Source organism: Thermococcus aciditolerans (genome assembly GCF_008152015.1).
GTDB classification, from domain to species: domain Archaea; phylum Methanobacteriota_B; class Thermococci; order Thermococcales; family Thermococcaceae; genus Thermococcus; species Thermococcus celericrescens.
In genome coordinates, this window is the sequence record NZ_CP041932.1 from 1,743,389 (window position 1) to 1,766,392 (window position 23,004).

Here is a 23,004-nt window from a genome sequence, read left to right on the forward strand (position 1 = left end):
AAATTCTATAAATATCTCCTCTCCCTTCTTTCTTCGGTGATAACATGGGAGAGGCCGCTACCGGATTCTTCGGTTCGCTGCTGTGGTGGCTGTTCTTCATGTACATCCTGCTGTGGCCTCAGATGCAGTACAGGAGCCTGCAGCTGGCCAGGGCGAGACTGCTCAAGAGGCTCTCGGAAAAGCGAAAATCAACGGTAATAACCATGATCCACAGGCAGGAGAGCATAGGACTCTTCGGAATACCATTCTACAAGTTCATAAGCGTCGAGGACAGCGAGGAGGTTCTCAGGGCCATCCGCTCGGCCCCCAAGGACAGGCCGATTGATTTGATAATCCACACGCCTGGAGGACTTGTTTTAGCAGCCACGCAGATAGCGAAGGCACTAAAGGATCACCCGGCCGAGACCCGCGTTATAATTCCCCACTACGCCATGAGCGGCGGGACGCTCATCGCCCTCGCCGCGGACAGGATAATAATGGACCCGCACGCGGTTTTGGGGCCGGTTGACCCGCAGCTCGGCCAGTATCCTGGACCGAGCATCGTCAGGGCCGTCGAGAGGAAGGGAGTTGACAAGGTGGACGACCAGACCCTCATCCTGGCGGACGTTGCGGAGAAGGCCATCAACCAGGTCCGCGACTTCGTTTACACCCTGCTGAAGGACCGCTATGGCGAGGAGAAGGCCCGGGAGCTTGCCCGGGTGCTCACTGAGGGCAGGTGGACGCATGACTACCCGATAACCTATGAGCATGCCAGGGAGCTGGGCCTTCACGTCAGCACGGACGTTCCAGAGGAGGTTTACGCCCTGATGGAACTCTACAAGCAGCCAATGAAGCAGAGGGGCACGGTGGAGTTCATGCCGTACACGCAGGGGGGCGAGGTCGGCAAGTGAGGTCTTTTCCCTTTTTGTGTTTCCATTTTTCTCCGGTTGAGGGGATTTTGGCCAAAAAGTTTTTATTTGCTCATTCCTTTTTGAGTCCAGAAATGTTTGAGCAGGTCAGCTGTTCTAAAAAGGGAGAGGGGTAAGAGCGATGCAGACGAAAGTGGACCCAGAGGAGATTAAGAGGATCAAGAGGGAGATAGAGGCCCTTGAAAAGGAGAGAAACGAGATAAGGGCCAAACTGGATGAGCTTGAAAAGGAGCTTCAAATCTGGATCCAGAAGAGGGACGAGAAGAACAACGAGGTCAAGGGGCTCCGCCAGAAGGGCAGGGAGTACAAGGCCAAGCGCGATGAAATCAACGCGTAGATACAGGAGCTGAAGAAGAACCGTGAGGAGATAAACGCGAAGCTCGACCTCCTTTATCAGGAGATACTCGAGTACCGCACCAAGAGGGACGAGTACAACCAGCTCCGCAGACTTAAGATGCCGCCGGCGAAGATCCAGGAGAGGATAGAGAAGCTCGAATGGGAGCTCCAGACCAACCCGAACATCACACCCGACAGGGAGAAGCAGATCGTGGATCAGATACAGGTTCTCGCCACCGAACTTGAGATACTCCAGCAAGCCGAGCGCTTCCACAAGAAGCTTGTCGAGTCCAGGAAGAAGGTCGATCAGCTCAAGAAGGCCAGGAGGAACATCAGCCTCGAGATACAGAAGCTCGCCAACCAGAGTCAGCAGTTCCACGAGCAGATGATAGCGGCGTTCAACCAGGCCGACGAGGTCAAGAAGGAGGCCGACGAGTACCACGCCAAGGTCGTTGAGCTCCGCGACAAGATCAGGGAGGTCAGGAAGGAGCTCCGCAGCATCGAGAGGAAGATAAGGGAGTATGACGAGAAGCACAAGGAGCTCATCGCCTACAGGCTCGTTGCCAGGATGCACGCCAAGAAGGACGCCAGCTTCGAGAAGGCCGTCGAGGCCCTTGAGAAGTTCAAGAAGGGCGAGAAGCTCACCCTTGACGAACTGCTCCTCCTCCAGAGGTACAACCTTGTCTGAGGCCTGGCTATGGAAGTCATCAGGCACGAGGGGCCCGGGAGGCTGGGTCTCGTCAGGATAGGGGAGCGCTCATTCATGGCCCCAGCATTGGCCGGGGTAGACTTCACGCTCTCCCCGTTCAACTCCTTCTTCCATCCCCGGGGGCAGGGGGAGTACGACTTCAACCTCGCCCCCGCGATACCCCTCGGCTTCTACACGCCGGACGAGGTTATAGAGAAGGCCCTCGGAAGGCTCTGGAGCGTGAACTACGAGGGCTTCAACGCCTTCTACCTGCCCGCCCTGAGGAGGACCTCCTACCTGGGTGAGTTCTTCAAGATAATCGAGCGCTACAACTTCGATGCCGTCTATCTGGGCAACTCAAAGATTCTGGTGAGGGAGTACCGCTACTTCGTGAAGATAATCAGGGAGCTGCGCGAGAGGTTCCCCAACGTCATGATAATCGCCGATCTGGAACCGTTCTTCTATCCGCTCGCCGTTTACCTCGGCGTCGATGCCTTCGACACCCGCTCTCTCAAGCTCTACGACTTCGAGGGGAAGGGCTTCACCGGGTACAGCCCGTTCCTCTGGAAAGAAGGGTCGAACTCCATGGATTTCGCGGAGGAGACCGTGCTCCTGGTCAGGAACGCCCTGAGGGAGGGAAAGCTCCGCTACCTCATTGAGAACTTCTTCAGCACCCAGTACCACGCGGGAATACTCCGCATAGCCGATTTGGAGCATCCCGACTACCTCGAGAAATACACGCCGATCCAGAAGGAGACCGTTTACTTCATCAGCGACGCCTCGATAAGACGGCCCGAGGTTAGGAGATGGCATTCAAGGGTTGCCGAACGCTTCGTTCCCCCTGAGAACACCGAGCTGGTTCTCCTCTTCCCGTGCTCGGCCAAAAAGCCCTACTCCTTCTCGAGGAGTCACACACTTTACCGGAGGGCCGTAAAGGAAGCCCTCGGCTCCGGCATCGCCAAAGTCCACGAGCTTATCCTCACCTCGCCCTTTGGTGTTGTCCCGAGGGAGTGGGAGTGGCTGGCCAAGTACGATATAGTGGTTACGGGCCACTGGAGCGAGGAGGAGATTAAGCCTGCGGCCGAACTCCTGGCGAAGACCCTTGAGAAGTACCCGAAGGACGTTCCTATTATAGCTCACCTCGACGAGGCCTACGTGGAGATAGCGAAGCTCGCGGGCGAGCTTTCCGGCAGGGAGATAACCTTCACCCGTGTGGAGAACGGCACCACGGGCAGGGAGAGTCTGAAATCCCTCACCGAGACGCTGAAGGAGTTCGAGCTTGAGGCGACCAAGGAGGACAGGACCTACCGCTACTTCGAGGGGATAAGGAAGGTCTTCGACTTCTATTTCGGGCAGGGGGCGGGTGAGGCAGTTCTCCCGGATAACGGGAAAGTCAGGGGCTCCAAGATGCTTCGCCTCTTCGTTGAAAACCAGCAGACGGGAACCTTCAAAGACGGCGTGATAAGCGTCACACCCTATGGAATGCAGAGGATATACGATGCCCTCGAGGCCTACTGGGTGAAGGTGGACTTCGAGCTCCGCGGCGACGTCTTCGCGGTCGGCGTTGATGAGGCTGACCCCGCGATAAGACCGGACGACATAGTGGGCATAGTGAGGGACGGAAAGGTAATAGGCGTCGGAAAGGCGGTTCTAAGCGGGGATGAGATGGTTAGAGCCAGGAAGGGTGTTGCGGTTAAGGTCAGGAAGAGGGCGTGAGTATGAGAAGGATTCTTGGCCTTCTCCTGGTTCTCCACGTTCTCCTCCTTTTTCTGCCATCGGGCTCCGCGGACTACCTTGGGGCAGAAAGCCTGGGCTTTTACGTCGTCGCTACCTACGGGGACGCGGCGGTGCTGTCGCTTGAATACACCACCTACTCACCCTCCATGAGCGGCGCACTCGTGCCATCCACCTGCTGCATTCACTATAACTTCTACATAAACTCCAGCGGGGCGTATTTCATGGGCAGGTCCTGGGAGGCCCCGGTGGTTTACCAGTACCGGGGATTCTACTACCTGTTCGTGGCCTCGATGGACGGCTCGGTCAGGGTTTACCGCATGGGACGGGACTGCTTTGAGCTGGTCACCACGGTGAAGTCGAACACAGGTGAAGAACCCAACTTCGCCGTTGCGGTCCCGTACCTCGTGGTCCAGACCGGGGAGAACGAACTGGTCGCGGTTAACGTCGCCAAGAACGTTACCGCCGGAATCCTCGACCTGAGGGGGGCCGAGAGCGGCACTTACTTCAAGGGAGTGACCGTCGTTGAGGGAGAACACGGTGTTAGGCTGGCGGGGGATGCCCCCGAAGAAACGCCCCGGGGAGTGAACGTTAGCGTGTCCGGGAATGGGCTTGTGATTCCAGGGACGGACATCGAACTGCCCATGAACGCTGTGGTTGCGCACCTGTGGGCCGTCGAGGAGGAGGGGTATCTCCGGGCGTATGAACTTGAGAACGCGGTTCTCCTGGTGCCCCCCAGCATCATGCACTACTTTGCCCCGGACTCCAACTCAAGCGGGGAGCTTCTGGAGTTTGGAAACGAGCGCGTTGGGATCCGGGGGATTTCCAGCCTCTCCGTTCTCTACTACGACGGTGGCCTGAAGGCTTTTTCTCTGGGGGAGCCCGTGGGGAGCGAATTCCGAGTAACCTCAGAAAACGTGACCTCCATGGGATGCAGCGTACCGCGGGCCTACGCGCTTGAATTCTGGGCGGCGGTCGTTCTGCTGGCACTGATTGGCTTTACCTGGTTCTTCATGGTCCGGCGGTGAGAAAACGCTAAAAAGCGACACTTCCCTTCTTAGACCATGCCCAGGCACTTCAAGAAAGGCGTCAAGAAGGAGCACCATTTCCTGAAGGGTCTTGAGAAACCTCTGGAGATGATAGCCGCGATACCCGGGGTCAAAAAGGTAATCCCGGGGAGGATCTACGCGAGCGATTCCAGGGGCTTCGAGATAAAGGTCTCGAGGGAAACCAAGACAGGCCTGAAGCTCGTTGCCAAGAGTAACGGCTCTGTGCAGGACGTCTTTCTCGTCGTTGATAAGGCTGACAGGGCTAGGGTGTGGGGTGAAATTGAGAGCCTCTCCAATAAGTGGGCGAAATAGTTTTAAGGCCAGCTGGTAACTATTATCGATGGTTATAAAGAGATTTTGGACAAGGTTATCTAATTACGATGTCACTGCGGTCTTCATTGCACTTGCCTATTCGGCTCTTTTGATGCATTTCAGCCTCGTTAAGTTCGAGTGCTTTCGCTACACCAGCCTTGACCTTGGGATCTTTACCCAGTCACTGGCCGGCTTCCTCCACGGCAGACCCCTGTTTAACACCGTTGAACGACAACTTTACGGTGTGCCCAATCATCTCGCCGTTCACTTTCAGCCAGTCCTCGTTCTCCTGGTCCCTGTTTTCGCTGTGTTTCCGACTCCAAAAACGCTCCTCGTTCTCCAGACTCTAGCCCTTGGTCTCTCAGTGCTTTTAGCTTACGTTCTCGCGAGGGAGCTTCTGCCCCCTTGGGAGGCGCTGGCGGTGACGGTCCTATACGCTTTCAATTCCTCCCTCGTTGGCATAAATCTCTTCGAGTTCCACCCCGTTTCCCTCGCCGTCCCTCTCTTCTTCCTGTCGGCTTACTTCCTCATAGAGAACAGGTGGCGGGCTTTCTACGCAACGTCATTCCTGCTGCTCCTCACGAAGGAGGACGCCTTCCTAGGCGTCACTTCGCTCTCACTCTGGTGGGCCTTCAGGGATGAAATCTCCCTCGAAAGCGCAAGGAAAAACCGCCCTCTGCTTCTTCTGGCGGCCCTTTCCCTGCTGTATGGTGCGGTGGTCATAAAGCTCGTGATCCCGGCTCTTGGTAAAGGCTACCTGTACGAGGGTCTCTACACCAGACCGGAGTTCGGTAGAAGGAAGCTCCTCTACTTCCTCCTCTTCAACCTGAGTCTGGGCCTCCTACCACTATTCAGATCCAAAAACGCCCTTCTTCTTACCCTCCCATGGCTCGAAAACCTCCTGGCATCGAGGCCCAGCCAAACGACTTTCGGCTTCCACTACTCCTACATGACTCTTCCCCTCTCCGTTATCGGTGCGGTCTTCGCGCTCAGGGAGCTCGACCTCAGGAGAGTTCTCCCATTCCTCCTGAGTGTTGGCCTTCTGGCTTCCCTGGCGACGATGCCGGTTGAGCTGAATCAGCCGGAGAAACCGCTCCCCCTTGTCTACCCATCGGTTCTCGAACCCATACCCGGCCGAAAGGCGGTGGAACCGGTCATCGAGTTTCTCAGCAATAGCAACCTCTCCGTTTACACCCAGCCGGCCTTTTACCCTGCCCTGGCGACGAAGCCCGACGTTTACGTTTACCCCGCTGGGGTGGAGCCGGACGCAGTTCTCGTGAACGTGAAAACCTACCGCGGCAGGCTCTACCTGGAGCGGCTTCAAAAGATGGTGAACGTAAAGTACCGTCTCGTCTACTCCCGGGACGGCGTGAGGCTGTACGTTAGGGAGGGGCTGAACGTCTCGGTTTTTGGGCTGGTGCCCCAGGGGTCCTAAAATAGAGGGCCCGGAAAAAGCAAAAATGTCATATCCCCTCGATCTCGGGCACCACCTCCTCAGGAGTTCCCGTTAGCACCACCCTCCCCGCGGCTATCACAACGATTCTGTCTGCGAACTCCACCAGAGGGCGCCAGATGTGGGAAACCACGACCATGTTGGTTCCCTCCTGGGCCTGCTCCCCGATTACCCTTGCCACCTCCTTTATACCCTCCAGGTCGAGGTTCGCCAGGGGCTCGTCGAGGAGCACCAGTTCCGGTTTTCCGAGAAACGCCTGGGTGAGGCTGATCCTCTTGAGCATGCCCGCCGAGTACTCCCCCATCTTCCTGTCGAGGTAATTCGCCGCGGAGAACAGCTCCGCGGCTTCCCTTACCTCCCTCTCTCCCAGTCCCTTGACCCTGGCCAGGTAGTTGAGCCATTCCCTGGCCGTCCTGTGCTTCGGCAGGGCCGGCGGGTCGAAGGAAACGCCTATCCTTTTCCTCAATTCGTCGTTGCTCCAGGGGTTTTCTCCCAGGACCTTGATCTCCCCCCTGCTCGGCCTGTAGAGGCCGGCGCAGAGGTTCAGGAAGGTGCTCTTTCCGCCGCCGTTGGGGCCTAGTATGAGGGTTAGTCCCTCGTTGATTTCGAGGTTCACCGAATCCAGGGCCACCAACCTTCCGAACCGCTTGGTGAGGTTCCTCGCGGTTATCATCTTCTCCTCCCCTCCACTAGCAGAACTGCCGCCAGAAGGAGGGCACTCACTCCCCCCAGGCTGTACCTGATGTTGAGGACCGTTACAGATGGGTACCTGGTGATGACCCTCACCGCCATCGTCACTGGCGTCATGGTCTGAACCGAGAAGTAGTAGGGGCCGGAGTGCTCCAGGAAGACCCTGCCCCTGAAACTGCCGGTCACGTTCCTCTCAAGGACTGCCCTGCCGCTCTCGGGGTCAAAGACCCTGACGGCGTATTCGGTTCCCTCGTCGGCGCTGGAGCTAAGCATGACCATTCCCGAGGAGGGCACGATGATTCCCTGCCCCATGAGAACGACCTCGGAAATCGGCTGGGTCAGCGCGTTCTTCTCTATCGGAAACACCAGAACCGTCATAATGACTATCGAAAGCAGTACCGCCTTCAGGAGCCTCATGAGACGTCCCTCCACTCGCTGAGTATGAGGGCTATCCCCAGCATCACCGCCGGAAGGAGAAGCCCCATGTAGAAGGAACCGTCGAGGAACGCCGCTATCCTGTCGGAGGGGTAAAACTGGGTGGTGTAGGCCTTGAAGAACGCATCGTCAATCACCGCTGGGGGAAGGCTCCTCAGTTTAAGCACGAGGGGCACGTAGAGGAGCGTGATACTCCCCAGGAGGGAGGCGAAGGTGTTGGGGGAGAGCATAGCCACCAGGGCCGAAAGGGACACCACGTAGAGCACCATCGTCGCCCAGTAGAGGAGGTAGCCCGCTAAAAAGCCCTCGCCAAAGAGCGCCCTTCTCATCAGCTCGGGGACGTCCCCGTGAATGTAGATGAAGGCCAAGAATGCCGGCAGGGTTGAGGCAAGGAAGAGTAGCACCATGGCCGAGAGTGCCTTCGAAAGAACCACCGAGTGGTTCCTGACGGGCAGGCTGTAGACGCTTTTGGCAACCCTCGTGTCCCTGTCGTATCTTAGCATCAGCGAAACCAGCAACGCTCCGGTGAGGGCGAATATCGTGTACTCCTCGACTCCCAGCCTTGGAAGAGTGAGGCCAATGTTCTTGGCCGATTCGGAGACTATTATACTGTCCGGTCCAGCCACCATGAACACGGTATCGTTGCTCGTCAGGCCGGAAAAGAAGGTGATGCCGAGCATGATGAAGCCGAAGGTAAAGACGATGAGGTTGTAGGGATCCTCAAGCTCCCACCTTATCTGTGCCCGCATTGCCTCACCTCCTCACTCTCAGTACCAGGTAAACGGCCGCAACAACCCCAGCCAGGATGGCCAGCTTGGCCCACAGGGAGCCGCTGTCTCTTCCCGGCGGACCGGGAACATCATCGACGGGAGGCGCCGGGGGGGTTTGGGTGTCGCCGGGGGTGTCTTTCTCGTCGGTCTCAGTCATTTCCCCCGATTTCATGTCGTCCGACCCACCCGAAGGGGGCGAGATGGTGATTTCCGGATCCTCCACCGAGGGGTTCTCCTCCAGGCTCACCTCAACCGTCTTTGACTCGTTAGGGGCCAGGATTACCTCCACGCTCTTCGTGAGATAGCCGGGAGCCTCCACGGTTATGTTGTAGCATCCGGGGCTGAGGGTGAGGTTTTTAGCTTTGACCTCCTCGCCGTTCAGGAGCACCGTCGCGTTGCCCGGATACGTCACGACGTGGAGGGTCGCGTTGGCCGGGGAGAGTTTCAGGAAGGCGCTTGCGCTCTCCGTAAGAACCACCGATTCCCTGGCGGAGAGGTTGTCTCTAGATGCTATGACCGTGTAGTTCCCAGGGGGAAGGAACAGTGTCGCCGGTGTGGTGGCAAAGACCCTTAGAACACCATCTGTGACCACGGTGGAAGCGTTGCCCGGCTCGGAATCGACCTCAAGGGGAACCGCTCTCACAGCCTCCCTCTCCACCGTCAGCGCGGACTTCACCTTTTCCATGTCCACGTTGATGTGGTACGTCTCGTTGGGGGCAACTTTCACGACACTTTCGATTAGGTAGTGGTTCTCCGCTATTCCAACGACGTGGGTGTCGAGCCTGTGAATTACCGGAATCCGTATCGTTCCGTAGTAACCGACGGCGGTGGCGTTGTAGACGTCGTGGGGGATTGCCGGGACGTAAATACCCATGGGGGTGTAGAAGATGTATATGTTATGACCCCCGTTGATGTAAAACGTTAGGTCCTTGGGAACCGAAGTTATCTCCAGCCGCGCCCAAGGGACGAGGTAGGTGGCGTTTCTGACGCTCTCTGCGTGGATTGATCCCCCGTAAGTCTCAACGTAGTCGATGCAGGGCTTTCCCTCGGAATCGCCGAGGTGCACGAACGTCCCGTTTGGAATCAGGTACACTTCTTCCTCTCCCCTTTCCACGAGGGCCATTGGAACCGGCCTGGATATGTTTATGTGCAGACTCCCGAAGCCACAGCCGGTAATTTTCTGAAGGGGATTGAAGGGCGGGTTGAGCTTCTCCCGGCTGTAGTTGGCGCTCTCGTTGAAGATTGCCCTTACCGACACGATTCCCTCCCCTGAAACTGCCTCTTCAATCTCCTCGGGGTTCACGCGAATTATTGTGGCCGTTTCGGCCACCACCGAAACCCGGGCAGCCACCGTGACGTTTCCGGGTATCCTGATGGTGTAGTTTCCCGGCTTGAGCACCAGACCAACGGGGGTGGCGTAAGAGCCTATCCCAACTATCTCAGCCACGGTTCCGGGCGCCTCAACGAACAGGTAGCCGGGCCTCTCCATCGCGCTTTCTCCGGCCGAATACGCCGGGGGAACGAGCAGACCGGCCACCAAAAATGCCAGGAAAATGACCTTCCATCTCACCGTTTCCACCTCCTTTCCGTCCACAAAGCTATCATAGCGAGAACGACGAGTGAGAAAGCGAAGAAGTACTTAACCGGCGTCGAAGGTGAACGTCCGCTTCCATAGTCAGGGAGCTTGACGTTGGTGTCGTAGAGGTTGAAGCCCTGCGCCCACCACTCCTTGTCGTCCTTTCCTTCCTCGATGAGCCTCTCCAGCTTCCGTGAGTTTACCATGTCAAGGGCGATTGCGCCTATCACTCCAAGACTTGTAGTTTCTGGTGCCATCTCAACGAGGAGCGTTGTTATAAGGAGACCCGTATCGGGTTCGTAAATTAGCTCCGTTGTTATGACATGGCCACTTCCGGTCTTCAGGTCATGGATAATGTATGCTCCCCTGCTCTCAACAAACAGGTAGGGCGGGATAAAGTCCCTGTAGTGAGTGTGAAGGATTTTATCCTCCATCCAGGTGAACGAGACGTTGGTTACAACGATATCGTCCGAGCGGAGGTTGTATTTTTTCAGGAAAGCAGGGGCGAGAAGATAGTCCTCTTTCCTCGGCGGGTGGGCAGGGTCTATGAAGAACATAGGTGGCCCAATGGGAGTGCCGTCTTCTTCATAATACATCATGTCGCTCAGGTTGAGAATAAGGATTTTTGACAGAACCAGACGGGGAAGGATTTCATCCGGCCCTATGCTCACGTTGTTCATTTCTAGAGTAACCTTCACGAAAGCTGTTTCGTTGGTGACGTTGAGAATCTCAAAAGTCAGGTACGAATCCCCCGTAACGAAGAGTGATATCATGGTGCGGTTGTCGATTTTGAAGAGACCAGAATCCCCTTCATAGAGCTCTTTAACCTCCTTGTAAGCGTCCTTCGGAAGGAGTCTTGGCCAGATCATGAAGATGTTTACCTCGTTTTTCTCAGGATTGTGGGGCATTTTCATTGCGTATTTGATGTATGCTCCTTCTTTGAGCCAGTACGGGAGCGAGTAAACTGGGGGTGTGATTGCTGAGACTGCCAGGAGTGCCAGGATAACAAGGGTGGTTTTCTTCATTCTCTCTGCCACCTCCAATTCAGGAAAGCAGTGAGAATTAGGAGTGCCAGAGAAATCGCGAAGAAGTATCTCATTCCAGTGTTGGGGGCTCCCGATGATGAGGTTTTCAGAAACCTGATGTTCGTGTCGTAGAGATTAAAGCCCGGCTGCCACCACTCCTTATCCGCCCTGCCCTCATCGAAGAGTCTTTGGAGTTCTCTTGATGCCTGATAATTCATACTGTCTCCATTTATGATTCCAAGGGATATGAATTCGGGGGTTATATCCAGGAGCCAGGTGGTTATCATCAGTCCAGTATCAAAGTCGTAAACCATTGAAGACATGGCCGACGCGGTGATGCTTCCCCCGTATTTGCTCCACAAAAACGGGACTTGGTTGCTTTCCACCAGAATGTATGGGGGCAGAAAGTCGCGGAAGTATGTGTGGAGTACCTTTCCCTCCTGCCAGGTGAACGAAAGGTTTGAGACGATCAGATCCTGGGTATGTATCTCCAGTCTCTTTAGGGGAACGGAAGATGCTATCAGGTCACCTCTGGAGGGCGGGTTGGAAGGATCGACGAAAAAAGTGGGCCTTCCTAGTACGGCGCCGTTTTCGTCGTGATACATCATGTCCGTCAGGTTCAGGACGAGGACTCTCGACAGAACCAGCTTTTTCAGATATCGGCAGTTCAAGCAATCCACCGTCACATCGTTCAGTTCCAGGGTGACCTCTATCCGGGCGTATTCTTTAGTTACGTTCAGTATCCGGAACGTTAGAAGTACGTCCCCCCGAACAAAGAGGGAAATGGGAATACTATTGTTTATGTCCTCAACGGTTGATATCTTCTCGTAAGCTTCCTCCGGTAACAGGGTTGGCCATACTTCGAAGATGTTTATCTCCTTCCTGGTGGCGTCTTTGGGAGCCTTCAGGGCGTAGGTTGCGTACGTTCCGTTCTGGAACCAGTACGGGAGGGCGTGAACTAGGGGCAGGGTCACCGATAAGACCACCAGCAAAAAAACGATTGGCCTCCGCGGCATTCCCACGCGCGTGCCCCCCGGACGTGCGGTGCGATTGTAGTACTGGGACGTTCCTTATAAGTCTTACGTTTTAAGGTTGTGTTTAACACACTGGGTCCGATAGGTCTAAAAACAGCCAACGCCTGTCGTATGGAGATAAATCTCTAACTGGGTAATCGTGTGCCGTCCCGGAGAATGTCCCTGTAGAAACCCAACGAATCCGAAAGGATTTGGGGGGATTCGACTTAAAGCTCCCCCTTCCCCTCAAAAAACGCCTCAAGCTCCTCGTCGCTTATCTCATCGTCCGTTTCCGTGTAGCCCAGCTCCCTCTTCTGTAGTTCTATCAGCCCGGGCGTGAGGAGAAGCTTCCCGTCCAGCTTCGGCACCGCGTAGTGGAGGGTTATCTCGCTGAACTCGTCCAGCTCTATCGTGGGATTAAGCTCGTACTCTATCTCCCCCAGCCTCTTCCCCTCCGCGATGAGCTTTGCCACTATCGCCGAGCCGTCTATGGAGAACTGCACGCTCCCGATGTGCCTCGCCTTCGCGCCCTCTATCTTCTCGGTTATGAACTTCTTGGTTTTTCCGGTGAACTCGAAGTCGCCGAGGATTCCCCCGACGACGATTATGCTGTCCTCTTCTATATCTTCGGGTTTCAGCTCCTCCTCCGCGAAGGGGTCGAGGATTATCAGCTTCGAGCGGTCGAAGGGGAACTCTGTGACGCTCTGGCTCAAAACGCTTCCCAGCTTCGCGAGTTCTTCCCTTTCGTGGGGCTCCACGTTGGTGAATATCAGTCTCTCCCCCCACCACTCGCTCGTGTGCCTGTACTCGAGCAGGACCCAGTCGCGCAGTTCCTCTAGGTGTTCTATGAGCAGGTACGGCATGAGCACCACCACGCCCGCTTTGCCCTTTGGTCTTAAAAGCCTGCCGACTGCGCGGAACTGCCCAGTTAGGGTTTTAACCGGACTGGAGGAGTCACAACCATGGGATTCCGGGAAAAGTACGCCGAGCTGGGCGAGAGGTACGAGCGCATAGACGGCCCCCTGGAGAGGTTCTTCGACCCGTTGAGGAGAAAAGCTGCCGGCTATGCCGCCGGGAGGGTTCTAGAAATCGGAGTCGGCACGGGATTCATGCTCCCATACTATCCCGAGGACATAGAACTCCACGCGATAGACGCCGTCCCAGAGATGCTGGAGGTGGCGAAGAAGAAGGCCAAGGAGCTCGGTCTGAATGCCAGCTTTTACGTTATGGACGCCGAGAGGCTGGAGTTCTCGGACGAGAGCTTCGACACCGTTGTTTCTGCCTTCGTCTTCTGTACCGTTCCCAACCCGGAGAATGCTATGAAAGAAATTCACCGCGTCCTTAAGCCCGGTGGGAGGGTGATCCTGCTGGAGCACACGAAGAGCGACTGCCGGCTTTTGAACTGGCTGTTTCTCAAGCCCCTCGACGTTCTCCTCGGCTTTCTGCTTGAGGACAACACGCTGAGGGAAACACACCTTTTGGCCAGAAACTACTTCGAAATCGAGCATGATGAGAGCCACTACCGCGGAATAGTCAGGCTCCTCGTGGGCAGGAAGGTATGAGCAACGTCCGCGAGAAGAAGGTGGTGCGGTGGCCGGGATTTGAACCCGGGTTACCGGCTTGGGAGGCCGGTGTCCTGGACCAGGCTAGACTACCACCGCCCTAGCCCGCTATAATTAAGCCGTTCCCCATTTAAAAGCTTTATTGTTCTCTTCCGAGGATTATGCCGCCCACTATCATCGCCAGCCCCAGGACGGTTGCCGGCGCGATGCTCTCTCCGACGACGAGGGAGATGAAGAACAGGCTCATAAAGGGCACGAGGTAGGCCAGATTGGATGCAAAGGCCATGTCCCCCTCAACGGCCCTGTACCAGAGCAGGAAAGTGACCCCCATCTCGAAGAGGCCGACGTAGATCGCCCCCGCGAGACCTTCCACGGGTGGTACTGTGAAGTTGCCGGTTGCAACCACAACGATGGAGACGTAGACGAAGCCGAAGAGGAAGTTCCAGAACATCTTTTCGGCGAGGGGCCTCTCGTCCCGGAGGTTCAGCAGCCAGTAGCTCGCCCAGACCACCGCGCTTCCCAGGCCGAGGGCAACGCCTATGGGGTCGGTGAAGTTCAGACCGGCAACGTTCCCTTTCGTCGCGACGAGGATGGCCCCAAAGAAGCCGAGGAGCAGGCCGAAGGCCGTCCTCGCCCCGGGCCGCTTTCCCAGCAGCGGAATCGAGAGGAGGACAAGCATCAGCGGCCAGGTGTAGTTGAGCGCCTGCGCCTCCTGTGCGGGTAAGCGGTCATAGGCCGAGAAGAGCACGGTGTAATACAGGAGGGGGTTTATCAGGCCGAGGTAGGCCGAGCGGAGGTTTTCCCTTCTGGGGGTGAATTCCCTCGCGTAGAGGATTCCGAAGAGTATGAGCGAGGTTAGAGAGGCGTAGAACAGGAGCTGAAGTGGATTCATGTAGCGCAGGGAGAGCTTGAAGGCCGAGGCAACAGTTGCCCACAGCAGCACCGCACCGACGGCGTGTTTCTTGGACATTGCTTCAACTCATTTTAGGGACATATATAAATTCAGCGATTTTGGCTTTCCGAATAAAATTTGGTTCTGCCCCCGTTACCAGGTAACGCCCCCATTACCTAAAAGGTTTTTGGAGAAAAGAAGAGGAAGAATCACTCCTCCCTGAATGCCCCGTACTTCTTGGGGTCGTAGAAGGGCGGAGCTACCGTCACGGCCTTCTTGGGCTTGCCCCTTATCTCTATCTCCAGCTCGACGCCTGGCTTGGCGTACTCCTCCTTCACGAAGGCTATTCCGATGCCGATTCCGAGGAGTGGGGAGCTGGTTCCGCTGGTGACCTCTCCGATGAGCTCGCCGTTCGCGTAGACCTTATAGCCCTCCCTCGGGATGCCCTTGTCGACCATCTTGAAGTGCACCATCTTCCTTCCGAGGCCGCGCTCCCTCTGCTTGAGGAGGGCATCCTTGCCGATGAACTCCTTGTCCCAGAAGATGGCGAAGTCGAGGTTGGCCTGGAGGGGAGTAACCTCGTCGATGTCGGTGCTGAGGAGCTGGAGCTCCTTGGTCTCGTTTCCGTAGAGGGTGTAGCCTGCCTCAAGCCTGAGGGTGTCCCTCGCCCCGAGTCCGGCCGGCTTTATGCCGTACTTCTCGCCGGCCTCGAGAATCCTCTCCCAGACGTGGAGGGCCTTCTCCGGCTTTCCGCGCTTGCCCTCGTCCGGGTGGTAGGGGTTGGCATCCTCGAAGTAAATCTCCCAGCCGTTCTCGCCGGTGTAGCCGCTCCTTGAGAGGAGCATCTTAATTCCGTCGAGCTCGACCTCCTTCGCCTGGAACCACCAGAGCTCGTTGATGTCGATGCCGAAGAGGTCCTTTGCGAGGTCCCTCGCCTTCGGACCCTGGATTGAGAACATGACCATGTCGTAGGTTTTGTTTTCTATCTCGAGGTCGAGGTCTCCGAACTTCTCGATTCCGCGCTTTATCGCGTTGAACCAGGCCTCGAGCTTCTCGAATGCATCGCTGTCGCAAACCATCATGTAGGTGTCGTTCCCCATGTTGAAGACGAGGGTTTCATCCTTAACCGCTCCGCGCTCGTTGAGGACGAGGGTGTAGGTTCCGCTTATGGCGGGGGGCTTTGAGATGTCGTTGGTCGTGACGTACTGGAGGAACTCGAGGGCGTCCTTCCCGCGGAAGATGAACTCGCCCATGTGAGAGACGTCGAAGATTGCGACGCCGTTTCTAACGGCGAGGTGTTCGTCCTTTATGCTGGAGTACCAGATGGGCATCTCCCAGCCCGCGAACTCCTCGACCTTCTTGGCGTTCTCCTTATGCCAGTCGAATATGTGGACCCTCTTGACCATAGCTATCACCGTTCAAACTTCAATCGGGGCGTTATAACCCTTTCCAATACATGGGCAACGATAATAAGCATCAACGTCCAAATTAATACTGAGGTGTTCGAGATGTTTGAGAAGGTACTGTACCCGACCGACTTTTCGGACGTGTCCATACACGCCCTGCGCACCTGCATCCCCAAGCTCATTTCCATGGGTGTTAGGGAGCTCTACCTCATCCACGTCGTCGATATAACCATAGCCGAGTTCGAGGCCTTTGAACTCGAGGACGTGTATCGCGAGAGGCTGGAGGGGCTGGCTGAGGAGCTCAAGGGGGACGGTGTGAAGGTCGAGGCGATTGTGAGGATAGGAATCCCCTCGATGGAGATAGCCGAGGCCGCCGAGGAGAAGGGAGTGGATCTGGTGGTCATCCCCAGCATGGGCGAGAACATATGGAGGACGATGTTCGTCGGAAGCACCGCTTCGAACCTTGCGAGGGCCACGAAGCGGCCGGTCCTGCTCCTCAAGTACGTCAACAGGGACGGTAAATTTGAGCTGTCCGGGGACTGTTCCGAGGTCTTCAGGCGCCCACTGGTGACTTTGGACTTCTCAAACTGCTCTATAAAGGTTCTTAAGACCGTCCGGAAGTTTGAGGAGCTGGTGGAGAGCGGGCTCCTTCTGCACTCGGTTGACTATGGCAGCATGGACGAGCTGGAGCACAACATAGAGCTGGCGAAGAAGAACCTCGAGAAGTCCGCGAGGGGACTGAGGGCGGGGTTCGAGGCAGAGGTGATGGTGGGCTCGGCGAGCCAGGCGATAATAGGGACGTCGCTCGCCAAGAACTCGACCCTCATAGTCATCGGCAAGAAGGGAAGGAGCTTCATCAAGGACCTACTCCTTGGCAGCACTGCGGAGCGTGTCATAAGGGACTCAAAAGTTCCTGTGCTGCTGGTTCCGTGTGATTGACCTCAGTCTGGAACGGCTTCCACATCAGGATTCGGTAGCTACCCTGTTGCCATCATCGGTCGTTCTTTTCTCCAATTTTCGCCTTATAAATCTACTCCCTCTTGCTCTCGCCGGTCATCACTGCGGAGGCTATCATGTGTGCCAGCCGGAGGGGTTCGGGGGTTAGGCCGGTCCTCGTGGTGGCCCGGATTATCTCGACCACGGTCTTCTCGTCCACACCTGCGGCCTGGAAATAGAGCTTTTCGGGTATCATCTCAACCAGTGGGGGTGCCTTTTTAAGAAGCCCGAGCCTCTCCTCCGCATCGGGGAAGTGTTTCCTGAGCGCGGCCTCCATCGCCCCGATGTCCGGTCTCTTCCGGACGACTACTATAACCGGCAGTCCCGTTTCCCTGTGGAGCTTCTCCAGGTCAACGACGTTGAAGCCGGCGTAGGTTATGCCCTTAAGGAGAATCAGTCTCAAATCTTTGAATCTGGATGATCTGATGGCGTCTATCATGGCCTCCGTGGCGTCCTTTCCGTCGACGGTTATCCAGCGCGAGAGAACTCCAACAACCTCCTGGAAGCCCTTCATGACGACGCCTATCAGAATTGTTTTCTCCCGCTGGAGTTTGGAAGAGAAAGAGAACGTCCCATCGTCAAACCCAACGACGCGTATCTGGGGCTTGACCTTCCTTATCATGACAGCACCTTCTCGAGCCACTCCGCGTATTCATCGTTTACCTTGTCCACCTCTATCCTGGCTATCACGGGAACCTCGTACGGGTGCATCTCTTTGATGGCGTCCCTCAGCTCCCTCCACTTCTCGACCTCTGTCTTGAGTATGGCGCCGACTTCGGTGTCCTCCTCGATCTTCCCCTGCCACCAGTAGAACGCCCTGTGCTCCCTGAGGTTGGCGCAGGCGATGAGCTTTCTCTCAAGGAGGGCTTTCACCACCTTCTCGGCGCTCTCCCAGTCGGGGAAGGTTGTGTAAACTAGTATCATCTCCATCCTCCCACCCGTCTTAAGCTCAACGGATAAGCTTAAATCGGTTGCGGGAGTAGTAAGGACGGGATGTGGTATGGAACGGGTGAGGGCGCACCTTAGAATCCACGGGCGCGTTCAGGGGGTTGGTTTTCGCTGGAGCATGCAGAGGGAGGCGAGGAAGCTCGGCGTCAGCGGGTGGGTGAGGAACCTGCCCGACGGCACTGTTGAGGCCGTTGTGGAGGGGGACGAGGAGAGGGTCGAAGCCCTGATAGGATGGGCACACCAGGGGTCGGCCCTCGCGAGGGTAACCCGTGTGGAGGTAAAATGGGAAGAACCGGAGGGGCTTGAGGGGTTCAGGGTCACTGGGTAGCGGCGAGGCGCTCCATCAGGATCCTCTTGGGGCAGTACTTGACCTCGCAGTAGTTGCAGACGTACTTCTCCTTATCCTTCTCGGGCGTGTGGAGTATGAGTTTCCTGAAGCCCTGCATCTCCTTGATCCTCACGAAGACCTCGACGGGGAGCGTTCCGTCAATGACTATGTAGAGCTTCGTCGGCTCCTCGCGGAGGTTCCTGCTGAAGACCTCCATGACGGGAACCCCGTTCTGGTGGAGGAGCCCGAGCACCTGTGAGAAACCCTGGAGGTACTTCTCCTTGTCCAGCTCTATCTCGAGAACCTCCCATCCCATCAGCGGGGCGACGTCGATGAGGCTCGGCAGCGGGTTGAGCTTCTCGAATATCAGCTTGAGCGGGTAGGTCTTCTCTATGTATTCGATGGTGTGGTAGACTATCTTCCTGTTGACCCCGATTATCCTGGCGAGCTCGCTTATTGGAACCTCGACGTTCCGGAGGTATATCTTGCCATTCTTTACGCTGAGGCCGTTCTCGAAAAGGAACTCGGCCACCTTTCTCCTGGCGGGGTAGTTCTTGAAGTAGGCCTCGAGTATGAGCATCATTTTTGTTCACCTCTTACCCACATATGAGTAGGAATGGATATTTAAATCTTTCCCCCGCGGCGCAAGGTTATTAACGGATGCCCCGTAGCTTCCACCGCAGGGGTGAGAGGATGGCGGACTTCGATGTGGTGGGAATTGGGAACCTTAACTACGACATCATAATGCTCATCGAGCGTTTTCCGGAATTTCACGAGAAGGTCAACGCGGAGGAGGCTTTCTTCGGCCTCGGCGGCGCCGCCGCGAACACCATAAGCTGGCTCGCGCACTTCGGCCTGAGAACGGGCTACATCGGCGCCGTCGGGAGGGATGAGATAGGTGAGGCCCACCTCTCGTACTTCAGGAGGATAGGCGTTGACACGGGCGGAATAAGGGTCGTCGATGCCCCATCGGGCGTGGCCATAGCGATGATACGGGGAGAGGACAAGAGGATAGTGAAGTACCCCGGTGCGAACCTCCTCAAAGACCTCGATTTCAACTACCTCTCCAGGGCGCGGCACGTTCACCTTTCCTCGAACCCCAGGGAGACGATAGTGGACGTTGTCAATTTTGCCAACTCGCGGGGCATCACGGTCTCCCTCGACATAGGCGAGGCGGAGCTTCCTCCCGAGGTTGAGAGAAAGGTGGATTACCTGATGATGAACGAGGATGAGTACAGGAGAAAGTTCGGTTCCTTCGACCTTTCCCTCTCGGGGGCCAAAAACCTCGTGGTTACTCTGAACGGAGGAGGGGCGCTGGTCAGGGACGCCTCTGGAAACGTTCATGAGATCAGGGGGCTCAGCGCGGAGGTCGTTGATTCCACCGGTGCCGGGGACTCATTTGACGCGGGCGTTATCTACGGTATTCTCAACGGATGGAGGCTGGATGACGCCGCGAGGCTCGGGATGCTTCTGGCGTACCTCACCGTTCAGAAGGTTGGAGCCAGAAGCGCGGTGATGCCCCTTGAGGACGTCATAGCTGCTGCCGGGGAGGTGGGTCTCAACCTGCCCTTCGGCAGAAACTGAGCGGGCTCTTTTTCCCCTCCCCGTGGGCAGGGGCCCCTTTCATAACGTTTAAATACCTGTCGATGTACTTGTTTTAAGCTTCCTGTTAAGAAACCCTTAAAAATCCGTGCCCTAAAAGTCTTAGAGGGGCCAAAAGTCCTTAGAGTGGAGGTGGCGCGCTTGGAAATCATAATCGACAACTTCAAGCCCAAGATCACCCGTCCGTTCAAGAGGAAGAACGAGTACTGGGTCAAGCTCATTCTCTCGGAGGGAGAGGAGTACATAATGAAGTTCAAGACCCCCCTGGAGGCGGAGGATGCCATATACGGTATGCTTGATGACCTTCAGGTTTACGGCGGGAAGGTCAAGCTTCAGCTCCGCGAGGGAAACGTCATAGAGCACATAGAAGTTATAGAGCTCTACAAGCCCTCGGCAAAGGAGCTCCTCAACGAGTACTTCACCGAGTGACCCCTCATCTGATGTTCTTTTCTGTTCATTGGGGTTGGAAATATGACAAAAACCTATATATAGTGCAGTCCACATAGTTTAATATTGGACAGCTTTGTGGGCGTGAAGTCAGGGGATCGAATATTCTCTGGAGGTCGTTACTGTGGCAAGGCGGAAGAACAAGGAGCTCCTCGAACTTGCAATGGACATGGGCGGCGAGGAGGCCGTTGAGGTAATTAAGGCTCTTGAGAAGAAGAAGGAAGCCACGGACGAGGAACTTGCGGAGATAACGGAGATACGCGTTAATACGGTGAGAAAGGTTCTCTACATGCTCTACGACCAGGGACTGGCGGAGTTCAAGCGCATCCGCGACAAGGAGACCGGCTGGTATTACTACTACTGGCGCCTTGAGACCAAGCGCCTCCCCGAGATAATCCGCTCCAAAAAGATGGCGGAGCTCAAGAAGCTCAGGGAGATGCTGGAGGAGGAGACCAGCGAGATATACTACCACTGCGGCACACCGGGTCATCCAAAGCTTACCTTCGACGAGGCCATGGAGTACGAGTTCCAGTGCCCGATATGTGGTGCGATGCTCATGCAGTACGACAACACCGAGGTCGTGGAGGAGCTTAAGAGACGCATCGAGGAGCTTGAGATAGAACTCGGCCTCAGGAAGAAGCCCAGAAAGAAGTCCAACTGAATGGCTTTCCTTTAATGAACTTCGGGGATGGTGAGAATGGAAGAAGTGGTTATTCTGGAGAAAGTTTACGGTGACAGGAGCGGTTTTCTTAAACTCGACAGGAGACTGAAGGCCCTTCTGGGCGATCTGGAAGTTGAGTGGAAGCTCTCCGCCGTCAAAAAGAACTGGGTGAAGGTCTCCCTTACCGGGGAGGACGAGGAGATAAGCGCGAACCTGGTGCGCGATGAGTTCGGCGAGGTTCCGTACAGGCTGAGCGCGGTTAAGGAGGGAGAGACCTACCGCGGCCGCTTCATAGACCTCGGGAAGGTTGGCTACGGCGCCTACGTTGACGTTGGAATCTTCAGCCCGAGGCCGAAGGATGCCCTCCTGCCCCTCTACTACCTGAAGGAGACCTTCGGTGAGATTCCGGTCAGGGAGATGATAGGCAGGTTCGGCTGGGTTGACAACCTCCCCGTCGAGGTGACCGTTAGGGATGTAGAGTTCGGTGCCAGGGAGGTTGAGCTGGCCTTCAGCGACTCCCAGCTGAGGCGCATGAAATCCTGGCTCAACGACGGTCACGACAAGCTCTTCATAACCGGGACGGTTAGCGAGAACGTTGAGAAAGCCCTCATCCAGACCGGCCACGGCAGGGATGTCAGGCGCGTCGAGGAGCTGGGCCTCATGGAGACGCTCCTCATACTCAAGAAGGACACCCAGGCGCCGGGCATAATCAAGGAGATAGGGCCCCATCTGAAGGGAACCCTCATCGGCGCTATCAAGTTCGGGGAGTGAGCCCGTGGATTAGGCGGACCGCGAGGGCTGCCAGCAGGACGAAGCAGTAGGGGAACATGGCCGGCACGAAGAGCGCCACAGGGATGTAGATCAGGGTCATCAGGAGCAGAAATGCCGTCTGTCCCTTCATTCTTATGCCTTTTTCTCTTCCCGCGATCGCGTAAACCGCAGTTGCGATCGTGAGGGAGCCGTTCAGCAGGAAGTCCCTGACGTGTGCAGGTGTGTTGGGGTCCATGTTTGATGGTATGTCGGGCGGCAGTCCGAAGGCCCCGTAGAGCAGGAAGACTCCAATGCCCGTTATGAGAAGGTACGCGTAGTTTCTGAGGTGTCTCTTGGGGAAGGCTATCACAAATATCAGCGGCATCAGGACGAGGTAGGGGTTTATCGCCACCGCCAGGAGGGTGAACAGGGACAGCACCCCCGTCTGGAGGAGCGCCTTCCACTTCTCGGGCGAGAACGTCACGTTGCTCACTATCGCGAGGGCTATCATGAAACCCGCGAGGCCCAGGGCATCCCCGCTTACCTCACAGAAGCTCTCCCTGAACATCGGGGCGACGAAGGTCAGCCCGAAGACCAGAAAGCCCAGCTCGCGGGACCTCCTCGGGGCCAGGTAGAACGCGAAAGACATTATCAGGAGTATAAGGAGCCAGTGGACGAAGATTATGTTCTCCTCGATGGGGGGCACCGTTCTGAAGACTGCTCCCATGATGGCGCTCAGGGGGGAGTCCGGGGAGCCGCCGGCCGCGAATTTTAGGGCGGACGAGAGGTATGCCAGGAATTCGTCAGTGAGTCCGGGTCTTTCCGCCGTGAGGTACCAGAGCAGGAAGAGGGAGGCGGCCAGCGCGTAGAACCTTCCCGCGTGGCTGTCGTCGCCGCTGAGGAGGACCAGGAATACGATGATTATGGTGAACACCAGCGTCAGAAATGTGGCCACTGAGCCTCTGGGAGGGTTCCACAGCCCCTCAAATGCCCTCTCCGTGAGGTGGATGCTGTCCTCCGAGCCCGTTATGAGAACGGTGCCGTTGAGGACGACGATGGAGGGGAGAAGGGAGGCGTTCGCGGGGAGTCCCGTCCGGTTCCAGACGGACGCCATGAGCCCGTTGTTGTAAACGTTGCCGACGAGAACCAGGGTGTCGTTTCCATGACGCTTGACGGTGTAGAGCTTTTCGTCCACGTAGTATGCCCAGCCTATTGCCCATGTCTCGTTGCCCGGGACGACGGTGTAGGTGGAATTTGAGCCCAGAAACGCCTGGAACGCTTCGGGGTTTGGATAATATGCCAGCTCGCCGGCAGAAACGAATGGAACCGCCAGCAGGAGGATGAGCGCGATTAGAACGGGAACCCTCTTCATGCTCTCCCTCCCGATGAGATACCCAGAGGTGGTTAAAAAGTTAATGCAGGG

General features: G+C 56.4%; 25 protein-coding genes, 1 tRNA gene and 1 pseudogene. 13 read left to right on the plus strand and 14 right to left on the minus strand.

Annotation, left to right across the window (positions count from 1 at the left end):
* Positions 1–44 precede the first annotated feature (44 nt).
* The 6 genes and pseudogenes from FPV09_RS09565 (at position 45) to FPV09_RS09590 (ending at position 6,462) form a co-directional block, all read left to right on the plus strand.
* The gene (locus FPV09_RS09565; RefSeq protein ID WP_148883233.1) at positions 45–890 is read left to right on the plus strand and encodes an SDH family Clp fold serine proteinase; all 846 of its coding nucleotides are present in this window, start codon (positions 45–47) and stop codon (positions 888–890) included.
* A gap of 139 nt (positions 891–1,029) precedes the next feature.
* Positions 1,030–1,932: pseudogene (locus tag FPV09_RS09570) on the plus strand (coiled-coil protein).
* A 9-nt stretch (positions 1,933–1,941) separates the two neighbouring features.
* Complete coding sequence (gene arcS / locus FPV09_RS09575) at positions 1,942–3,648, plus strand: archaeosine synthase subunit alpha (protein WP_148883234.1); 1,707 nt, start codon at positions 1,942–1,944, stop codon at positions 3,646–3,648.
* Between the two features lie 2 nt (positions 3,649–3,650).
* Complete coding sequence (locus FPV09_RS09580) at positions 3,651–4,694, plus strand: hypothetical protein (RefSeq protein ID WP_148883235.1); 1,044 nt, start codon at positions 3,651–3,653, stop codon at positions 4,692–4,694.
* Positions 4,695–4,730: 36 nt separating this feature from the next.
* A complete protein-coding gene (locus FPV09_RS09585) occupies positions 4,731–5,027 on the plus strand; it encodes a DUF2103 domain-containing protein (RefSeq protein WP_148883236.1) in 297 nt (98 codons plus the stop codon).
* A 28-nt stretch (positions 5,028–5,055) separates the two neighbouring features.
* Positions 5,056–6,462, plus strand: a complete 1,407-nt coding sequence (locus tag FPV09_RS09590) for a DUF2079 domain-containing protein (protein WP_246112260.1) — start codon at positions 5,056–5,058, stop codon at positions 6,460–6,462.
* 28 nt (positions 6,463–6,490) lie between these two features.
* On the opposite strand, the gene FPV09_RS09595 is transcribed toward FPV09_RS09590, so the two are convergent.
* From FPV09_RS09595 to FPV09_RS09625, 7 genes are all read right to left on the minus strand, one after another.
* Complete coding sequence (locus FPV09_RS09595) at positions 6,491–7,153, minus strand: ABC transporter ATP-binding protein (protein WP_148883237.1); 663 nt, start codon at positions 7,151–7,153, stop codon at positions 6,491–6,493.
* Positions 7,150–7,587, minus strand: coding sequence for a hypothetical protein (locus tag FPV09_RS09600; protein WP_148883238.1), 438 nt, complete (start codon positions 7,585–7,587; stop codon positions 7,150–7,152). The genes FPV09_RS09595 and FPV09_RS09600 overlap by 4 nt, the downstream gene beginning before the upstream one ends.
* Positions 7,584–8,354 carry an ABC transporter permease gene (locus tag FPV09_RS09605; RefSeq protein ID WP_148883239.1) on the minus strand — a complete coding sequence of 257 codons (771 nt, stop codon included), beginning with the start codon at positions 8,352–8,354 and terminating at the stop codon, positions 7,584–7,586. The genes FPV09_RS09600 and FPV09_RS09605 overlap by 4 nt, the downstream gene beginning before the upstream one ends.
* Before the next feature lie 4 nt (positions 8,355–8,358).
* A complete protein-coding gene (locus tag FPV09_RS09610) occupies positions 8,359–9,945 on the minus strand; it encodes a PEGA domain-containing protein (protein WP_148883240.1) in 1,587 nt (528 codons plus the stop codon).
* The gene (locus FPV09_RS09615) at positions 9,942–10,976 is read right to left on the minus strand and encodes a hypothetical protein (RefSeq protein WP_148883241.1); all 1,035 of its coding nucleotides are present in this window, start codon (positions 10,974–10,976) and stop codon (positions 9,942–9,944) included. Before FPV09_RS09615 ends, FPV09_RS09610 begins: the two co-directional genes overlap by 4 nt.
* Positions 10,973–11,992 (minus strand): hypothetical protein, encoded by a 1,020-nt coding sequence (locus tag FPV09_RS09620; RefSeq protein ID WP_148883817.1) that lies wholly within the window; start codon positions 11,990–11,992, stop codon positions 10,973–10,975. Before FPV09_RS09620 ends, FPV09_RS09615 begins: the two co-directional genes overlap by 4 nt.
* A 224-nt stretch (positions 11,993–12,216) precedes the next feature.
* A complete protein-coding gene (locus tag FPV09_RS09625) occupies positions 12,217–12,852 on the minus strand; it encodes a hypothetical protein (protein ID WP_148883818.1) in 636 nt (211 codons plus the stop codon).
* Positions 12,853–12,951: 99 nt separating this feature from the next.
* On the opposite strand from FPV09_RS09625, the gene FPV09_RS09630 reads away from it, so the two are divergent.
* Positions 12,952–13,551, plus strand: a complete 600-nt coding sequence (locus FPV09_RS09630; protein WP_148883242.1) for a class I SAM-dependent methyltransferase — start codon at positions 12,952–12,954, stop codon at positions 13,549–13,551.
* Between the two features lie 21 nt (positions 13,552–13,572).
* Here FPV09_RS09630 and FPV09_RS09635 read toward each other — a convergent pair.
* From FPV09_RS09635 to gcvT, 3 genes are all read right to left on the minus strand, one after another.
* Positions 13,573–13,650, minus strand: a tRNA-Gly gene (locus tag FPV09_RS09635).
* A gap of 40 nt (positions 13,651–13,690) precedes the next feature.
* Positions 13,691–14,521 carry a DMT family transporter gene (locus tag FPV09_RS09640; RefSeq protein ID WP_148883243.1) on the minus strand — a complete coding sequence of 277 codons (831 nt, stop codon included), beginning with the start codon at positions 14,519–14,521 and terminating at the stop codon, positions 13,691–13,693.
* Between the two features lie 131 nt (positions 14,522–14,652).
* On the minus strand, positions 14,653–15,849 hold the full coding sequence (gene gcvT, locus FPV09_RS09645; protein ID WP_148883819.1) for a glycine cleavage system aminomethyltransferase GcvT: 1,197 nt from the start codon (positions 15,847–15,849) through the stop codon (positions 14,653–14,655).
* A 102-nt stretch (positions 15,850–15,951) separates the two neighbouring features.
* On the opposite strand from gcvT, the gene FPV09_RS09650 reads away from it, so the two are divergent.
* Positions 15,952–16,788, plus strand: coding sequence for a universal stress protein (locus FPV09_RS09650; protein WP_058939946.1), 837 nt, complete (start codon positions 15,952–15,954; stop codon positions 16,786–16,788).
* A 91-nt stretch (positions 16,789–16,879) separates the two neighbouring features.
* Here the strand turns inward: FPV09_RS09650 and FPV09_RS09655 are convergent, their stop codons facing one another.
* The gene (locus FPV09_RS09655) at positions 16,880–17,467 is read right to left on the minus strand and encodes an endonuclease dU (RefSeq protein WP_148883244.1); all 588 of its coding nucleotides are present in this window, start codon (positions 17,465–17,467) and stop codon (positions 16,880–16,882) included.
* The gene (gene cutA / locus FPV09_RS09660; RefSeq protein WP_058939944.1) at positions 17,464–17,775 is read right to left on the minus strand and encodes a divalent-cation tolerance protein CutA; all 312 of its coding nucleotides are present in this window, start codon (positions 17,773–17,775) and stop codon (positions 17,464–17,466) included. Before cutA ends, FPV09_RS09655 begins: the two co-directional genes overlap by 4 nt.
* Positions 17,776–17,845: 70 nt before the next feature.
* Between cutA and FPV09_RS09665 the strand changes: the two genes are divergently transcribed.
* Positions 17,846–18,121, plus strand: coding sequence for an acylphosphatase (locus FPV09_RS09665; RefSeq protein ID WP_148883245.1), 276 nt, complete (start codon positions 17,846–17,848; stop codon positions 18,119–18,121).
* Here the strand turns inward: FPV09_RS09665 and FPV09_RS09670 are convergent.
* On the minus strand, positions 18,111–18,704 hold the full coding sequence (locus tag FPV09_RS09670) for a regulator of amino acid metabolism, contains ACT domain protein (protein WP_148883246.1): 594 nt from the start codon (positions 18,702–18,704) through the stop codon (positions 18,111–18,113). The genes FPV09_RS09665 and FPV09_RS09670 overlap by 11 nt on opposite strands.
* A gap of 77 nt (positions 18,705–18,781) precedes the next feature.
* Here FPV09_RS09670 and FPV09_RS09675 point away from each other — a divergent pair, with 77 nt between their 5' ends.
* From FPV09_RS09675 to FPV09_RS09690, 4 genes are all read left to right on the plus strand, one after another.
* Complete coding sequence (locus FPV09_RS09675) at positions 18,782–19,705, plus strand: ADP-dependent ribose-1-phosphate kinase (RefSeq protein ID WP_246112261.1); 924 nt, start codon at positions 18,782–18,784, stop codon at positions 19,703–19,705.
* Between the two features lie 159 nt (positions 19,706–19,864).
* The gene (locus tag FPV09_RS09680) at positions 19,865–20,152 is read left to right on the plus strand and encodes a hypothetical protein (RefSeq protein WP_058939940.1); all 288 of its coding nucleotides are present in this window, start codon (positions 19,865–19,867) and stop codon (positions 20,150–20,152) included.
* 142 nt (positions 20,153–20,294) lie between these two features.
* On the plus strand, positions 20,295–20,831 hold the full coding sequence (gene tfe, locus FPV09_RS09685) for a transcription factor E (RefSeq protein ID WP_058939939.1): 537 nt from the start codon (positions 20,295–20,297) through the stop codon (positions 20,829–20,831).
* A 36-nt stretch (positions 20,832–20,867) separates the two neighbouring features.
* A complete protein-coding gene (locus tag FPV09_RS09690) occupies positions 20,868–21,602 on the plus strand; it encodes a DUF2110 family protein (RefSeq protein ID WP_148883247.1) in 735 nt (244 codons plus the stop codon).
* On the opposite strand, the gene FPV09_RS09695 is transcribed toward FPV09_RS09690, so the two are convergent.
* Complete coding sequence (locus tag FPV09_RS09695; RefSeq protein WP_148883248.1) at positions 21,586–22,953, minus strand: hypothetical protein; 1,368 nt, start codon at positions 22,951–22,953, stop codon at positions 21,586–21,588. The two genes, FPV09_RS09690 and FPV09_RS09695, sit on opposite strands and share 17 nt — an antisense overlap.
* Positions 22,954–23,004 lie beyond the last annotated feature (51 nt).

Bases quoted from the DNA above. Each gene is read 5' to 3' on its own strand.
- gcvT (WP_148883819.1), bottom strand. From the start codon at position 15,849: ATGGTCAAGAGGGTCCACATATTCGACTGGCATAAGGAGAACGCCAAG.
- FPV09_RS09640 (WP_148883243.1), bottom strand. From the start codon at position 14,521: ATGTCCAAGAAACACGCCGTCGGTGCGGTGCTGCTGTGGGCAACTGTT.
- FPV09_RS09655 (WP_148883244.1), bottom strand. From the start codon at position 17,467: ATGATAAGGAAGGTCAAGCCCCAGATACGCGTCGTTGGGTTTGACGAT.
- FPV09_RS09605 (WP_148883239.1), bottom strand. From the start codon at position 8,354: ATGCGGGCACAGATAAGGTGGGAGCTTGAGGATCCCTACAACCTCATC.
- FPV09_RS09590 (WP_246112260.1), top strand. From the start codon at position 5,056: ATGGTTATAAAGAGATTTTGGACAAGGTTATCTAATTACGATGTCACT.
- FPV09_RS09690 (WP_148883247.1), top strand. From the start codon at position 20,868: ATGGAAGAAGTGGTTATTCTGGAGAAAGTTTACGGTGACAGGAGCGGT.
- FPV09_RS09665 (WP_148883245.1), top strand. From the start codon at position 17,846: ATGGAACGGGTGAGGGCGCACCTTAGAATCCACGGGCGCGTTCAGGGG.
- FPV09_RS09695 (WP_148883248.1), bottom strand. From the start codon at position 22,953: ATGAAGAGGGTTCCCGTTCTAATCGCGCTCATCCTCCTGCTGGCGGTT.
- FPV09_RS09650 (WP_058939946.1), top strand. From the start codon at position 15,952: ATGTTTGAGAAGGTACTGTACCCGACCGACTTTTCGGACGTGTCCATA.
- FPV09_RS09670 (WP_148883246.1), bottom strand. From the start codon at position 18,704: ATGATGCTCATACTCGAGGCCTACTTCAAGAACTACCCCGCCAGGAGA.
- FPV09_RS09675 (WP_246112261.1), top strand. From the start codon at position 18,782: ATGCCCCGTAGCTTCCACCGCAGGGGTGAGAGGATGGCGGACTTCGAT.
- FPV09_RS09615 (WP_148883241.1), bottom strand. From the start codon at position 10,976: ATGAAGAAAACCACCCTTGTTATCCTGGCACTCCTGGCAGTCTCAGCA.
- FPV09_RS09630 (WP_148883242.1), top strand. From the start codon at position 12,952: ATGGGATTCCGGGAAAAGTACGCCGAGCTGGGCGAGAGGTACGAGCGC.
- FPV09_RS09565 (WP_148883233.1), top strand. From the start codon at position 45: ATGGGAGAGGCCGCTACCGGATTCTTCGGTTCGCTGCTGTGGTGGCTG.
- cutA (WP_058939944.1), bottom strand. From the start codon at position 17,775: ATGGAGATGATACTAGTTTACACAACCTTCCCCGACTGGGAGAGCGCC.
- arcS (WP_148883234.1), top strand. From the start codon at position 1,942: ATGGAAGTCATCAGGCACGAGGGGCCCGGGAGGCTGGGTCTCGTCAGG.
- FPV09_RS09625 (WP_148883818.1), bottom strand. From the start codon at position 12,852: ATGCCGTACCTGCTCATAGAACACCTAGAGGAACTGCGCGACTGGGTC.
- FPV09_RS09595 (WP_148883237.1), bottom strand. From the start codon at position 7,153: ATGATAACCGCGAGGAACCTCACCAAGCGGTTCGGAAGGTTGGTGGCC.
- FPV09_RS09580 (WP_148883235.1), top strand. From the start codon at position 3,651: ATGAGAAGGATTCTTGGCCTTCTCCTGGTTCTCCACGTTCTCCTCCTT.
- FPV09_RS09600 (WP_148883238.1), bottom strand. From the start codon at position 7,587: ATGAGGCTCCTGAAGGCGGTACTGCTTTCGATAGTCATTATGACGGTT.
- FPV09_RS09620 (WP_148883817.1), bottom strand. From the start codon at position 11,992: ATGCCGCGGAGGCCAATCGTTTTTTTGCTGGTGGTCTTATCGGTGACC.
- FPV09_RS09585 (WP_148883236.1), top strand. From the start codon at position 4,731: ATGCCCAGGCACTTCAAGAAAGGCGTCAAGAAGGAGCACCATTTCCTG.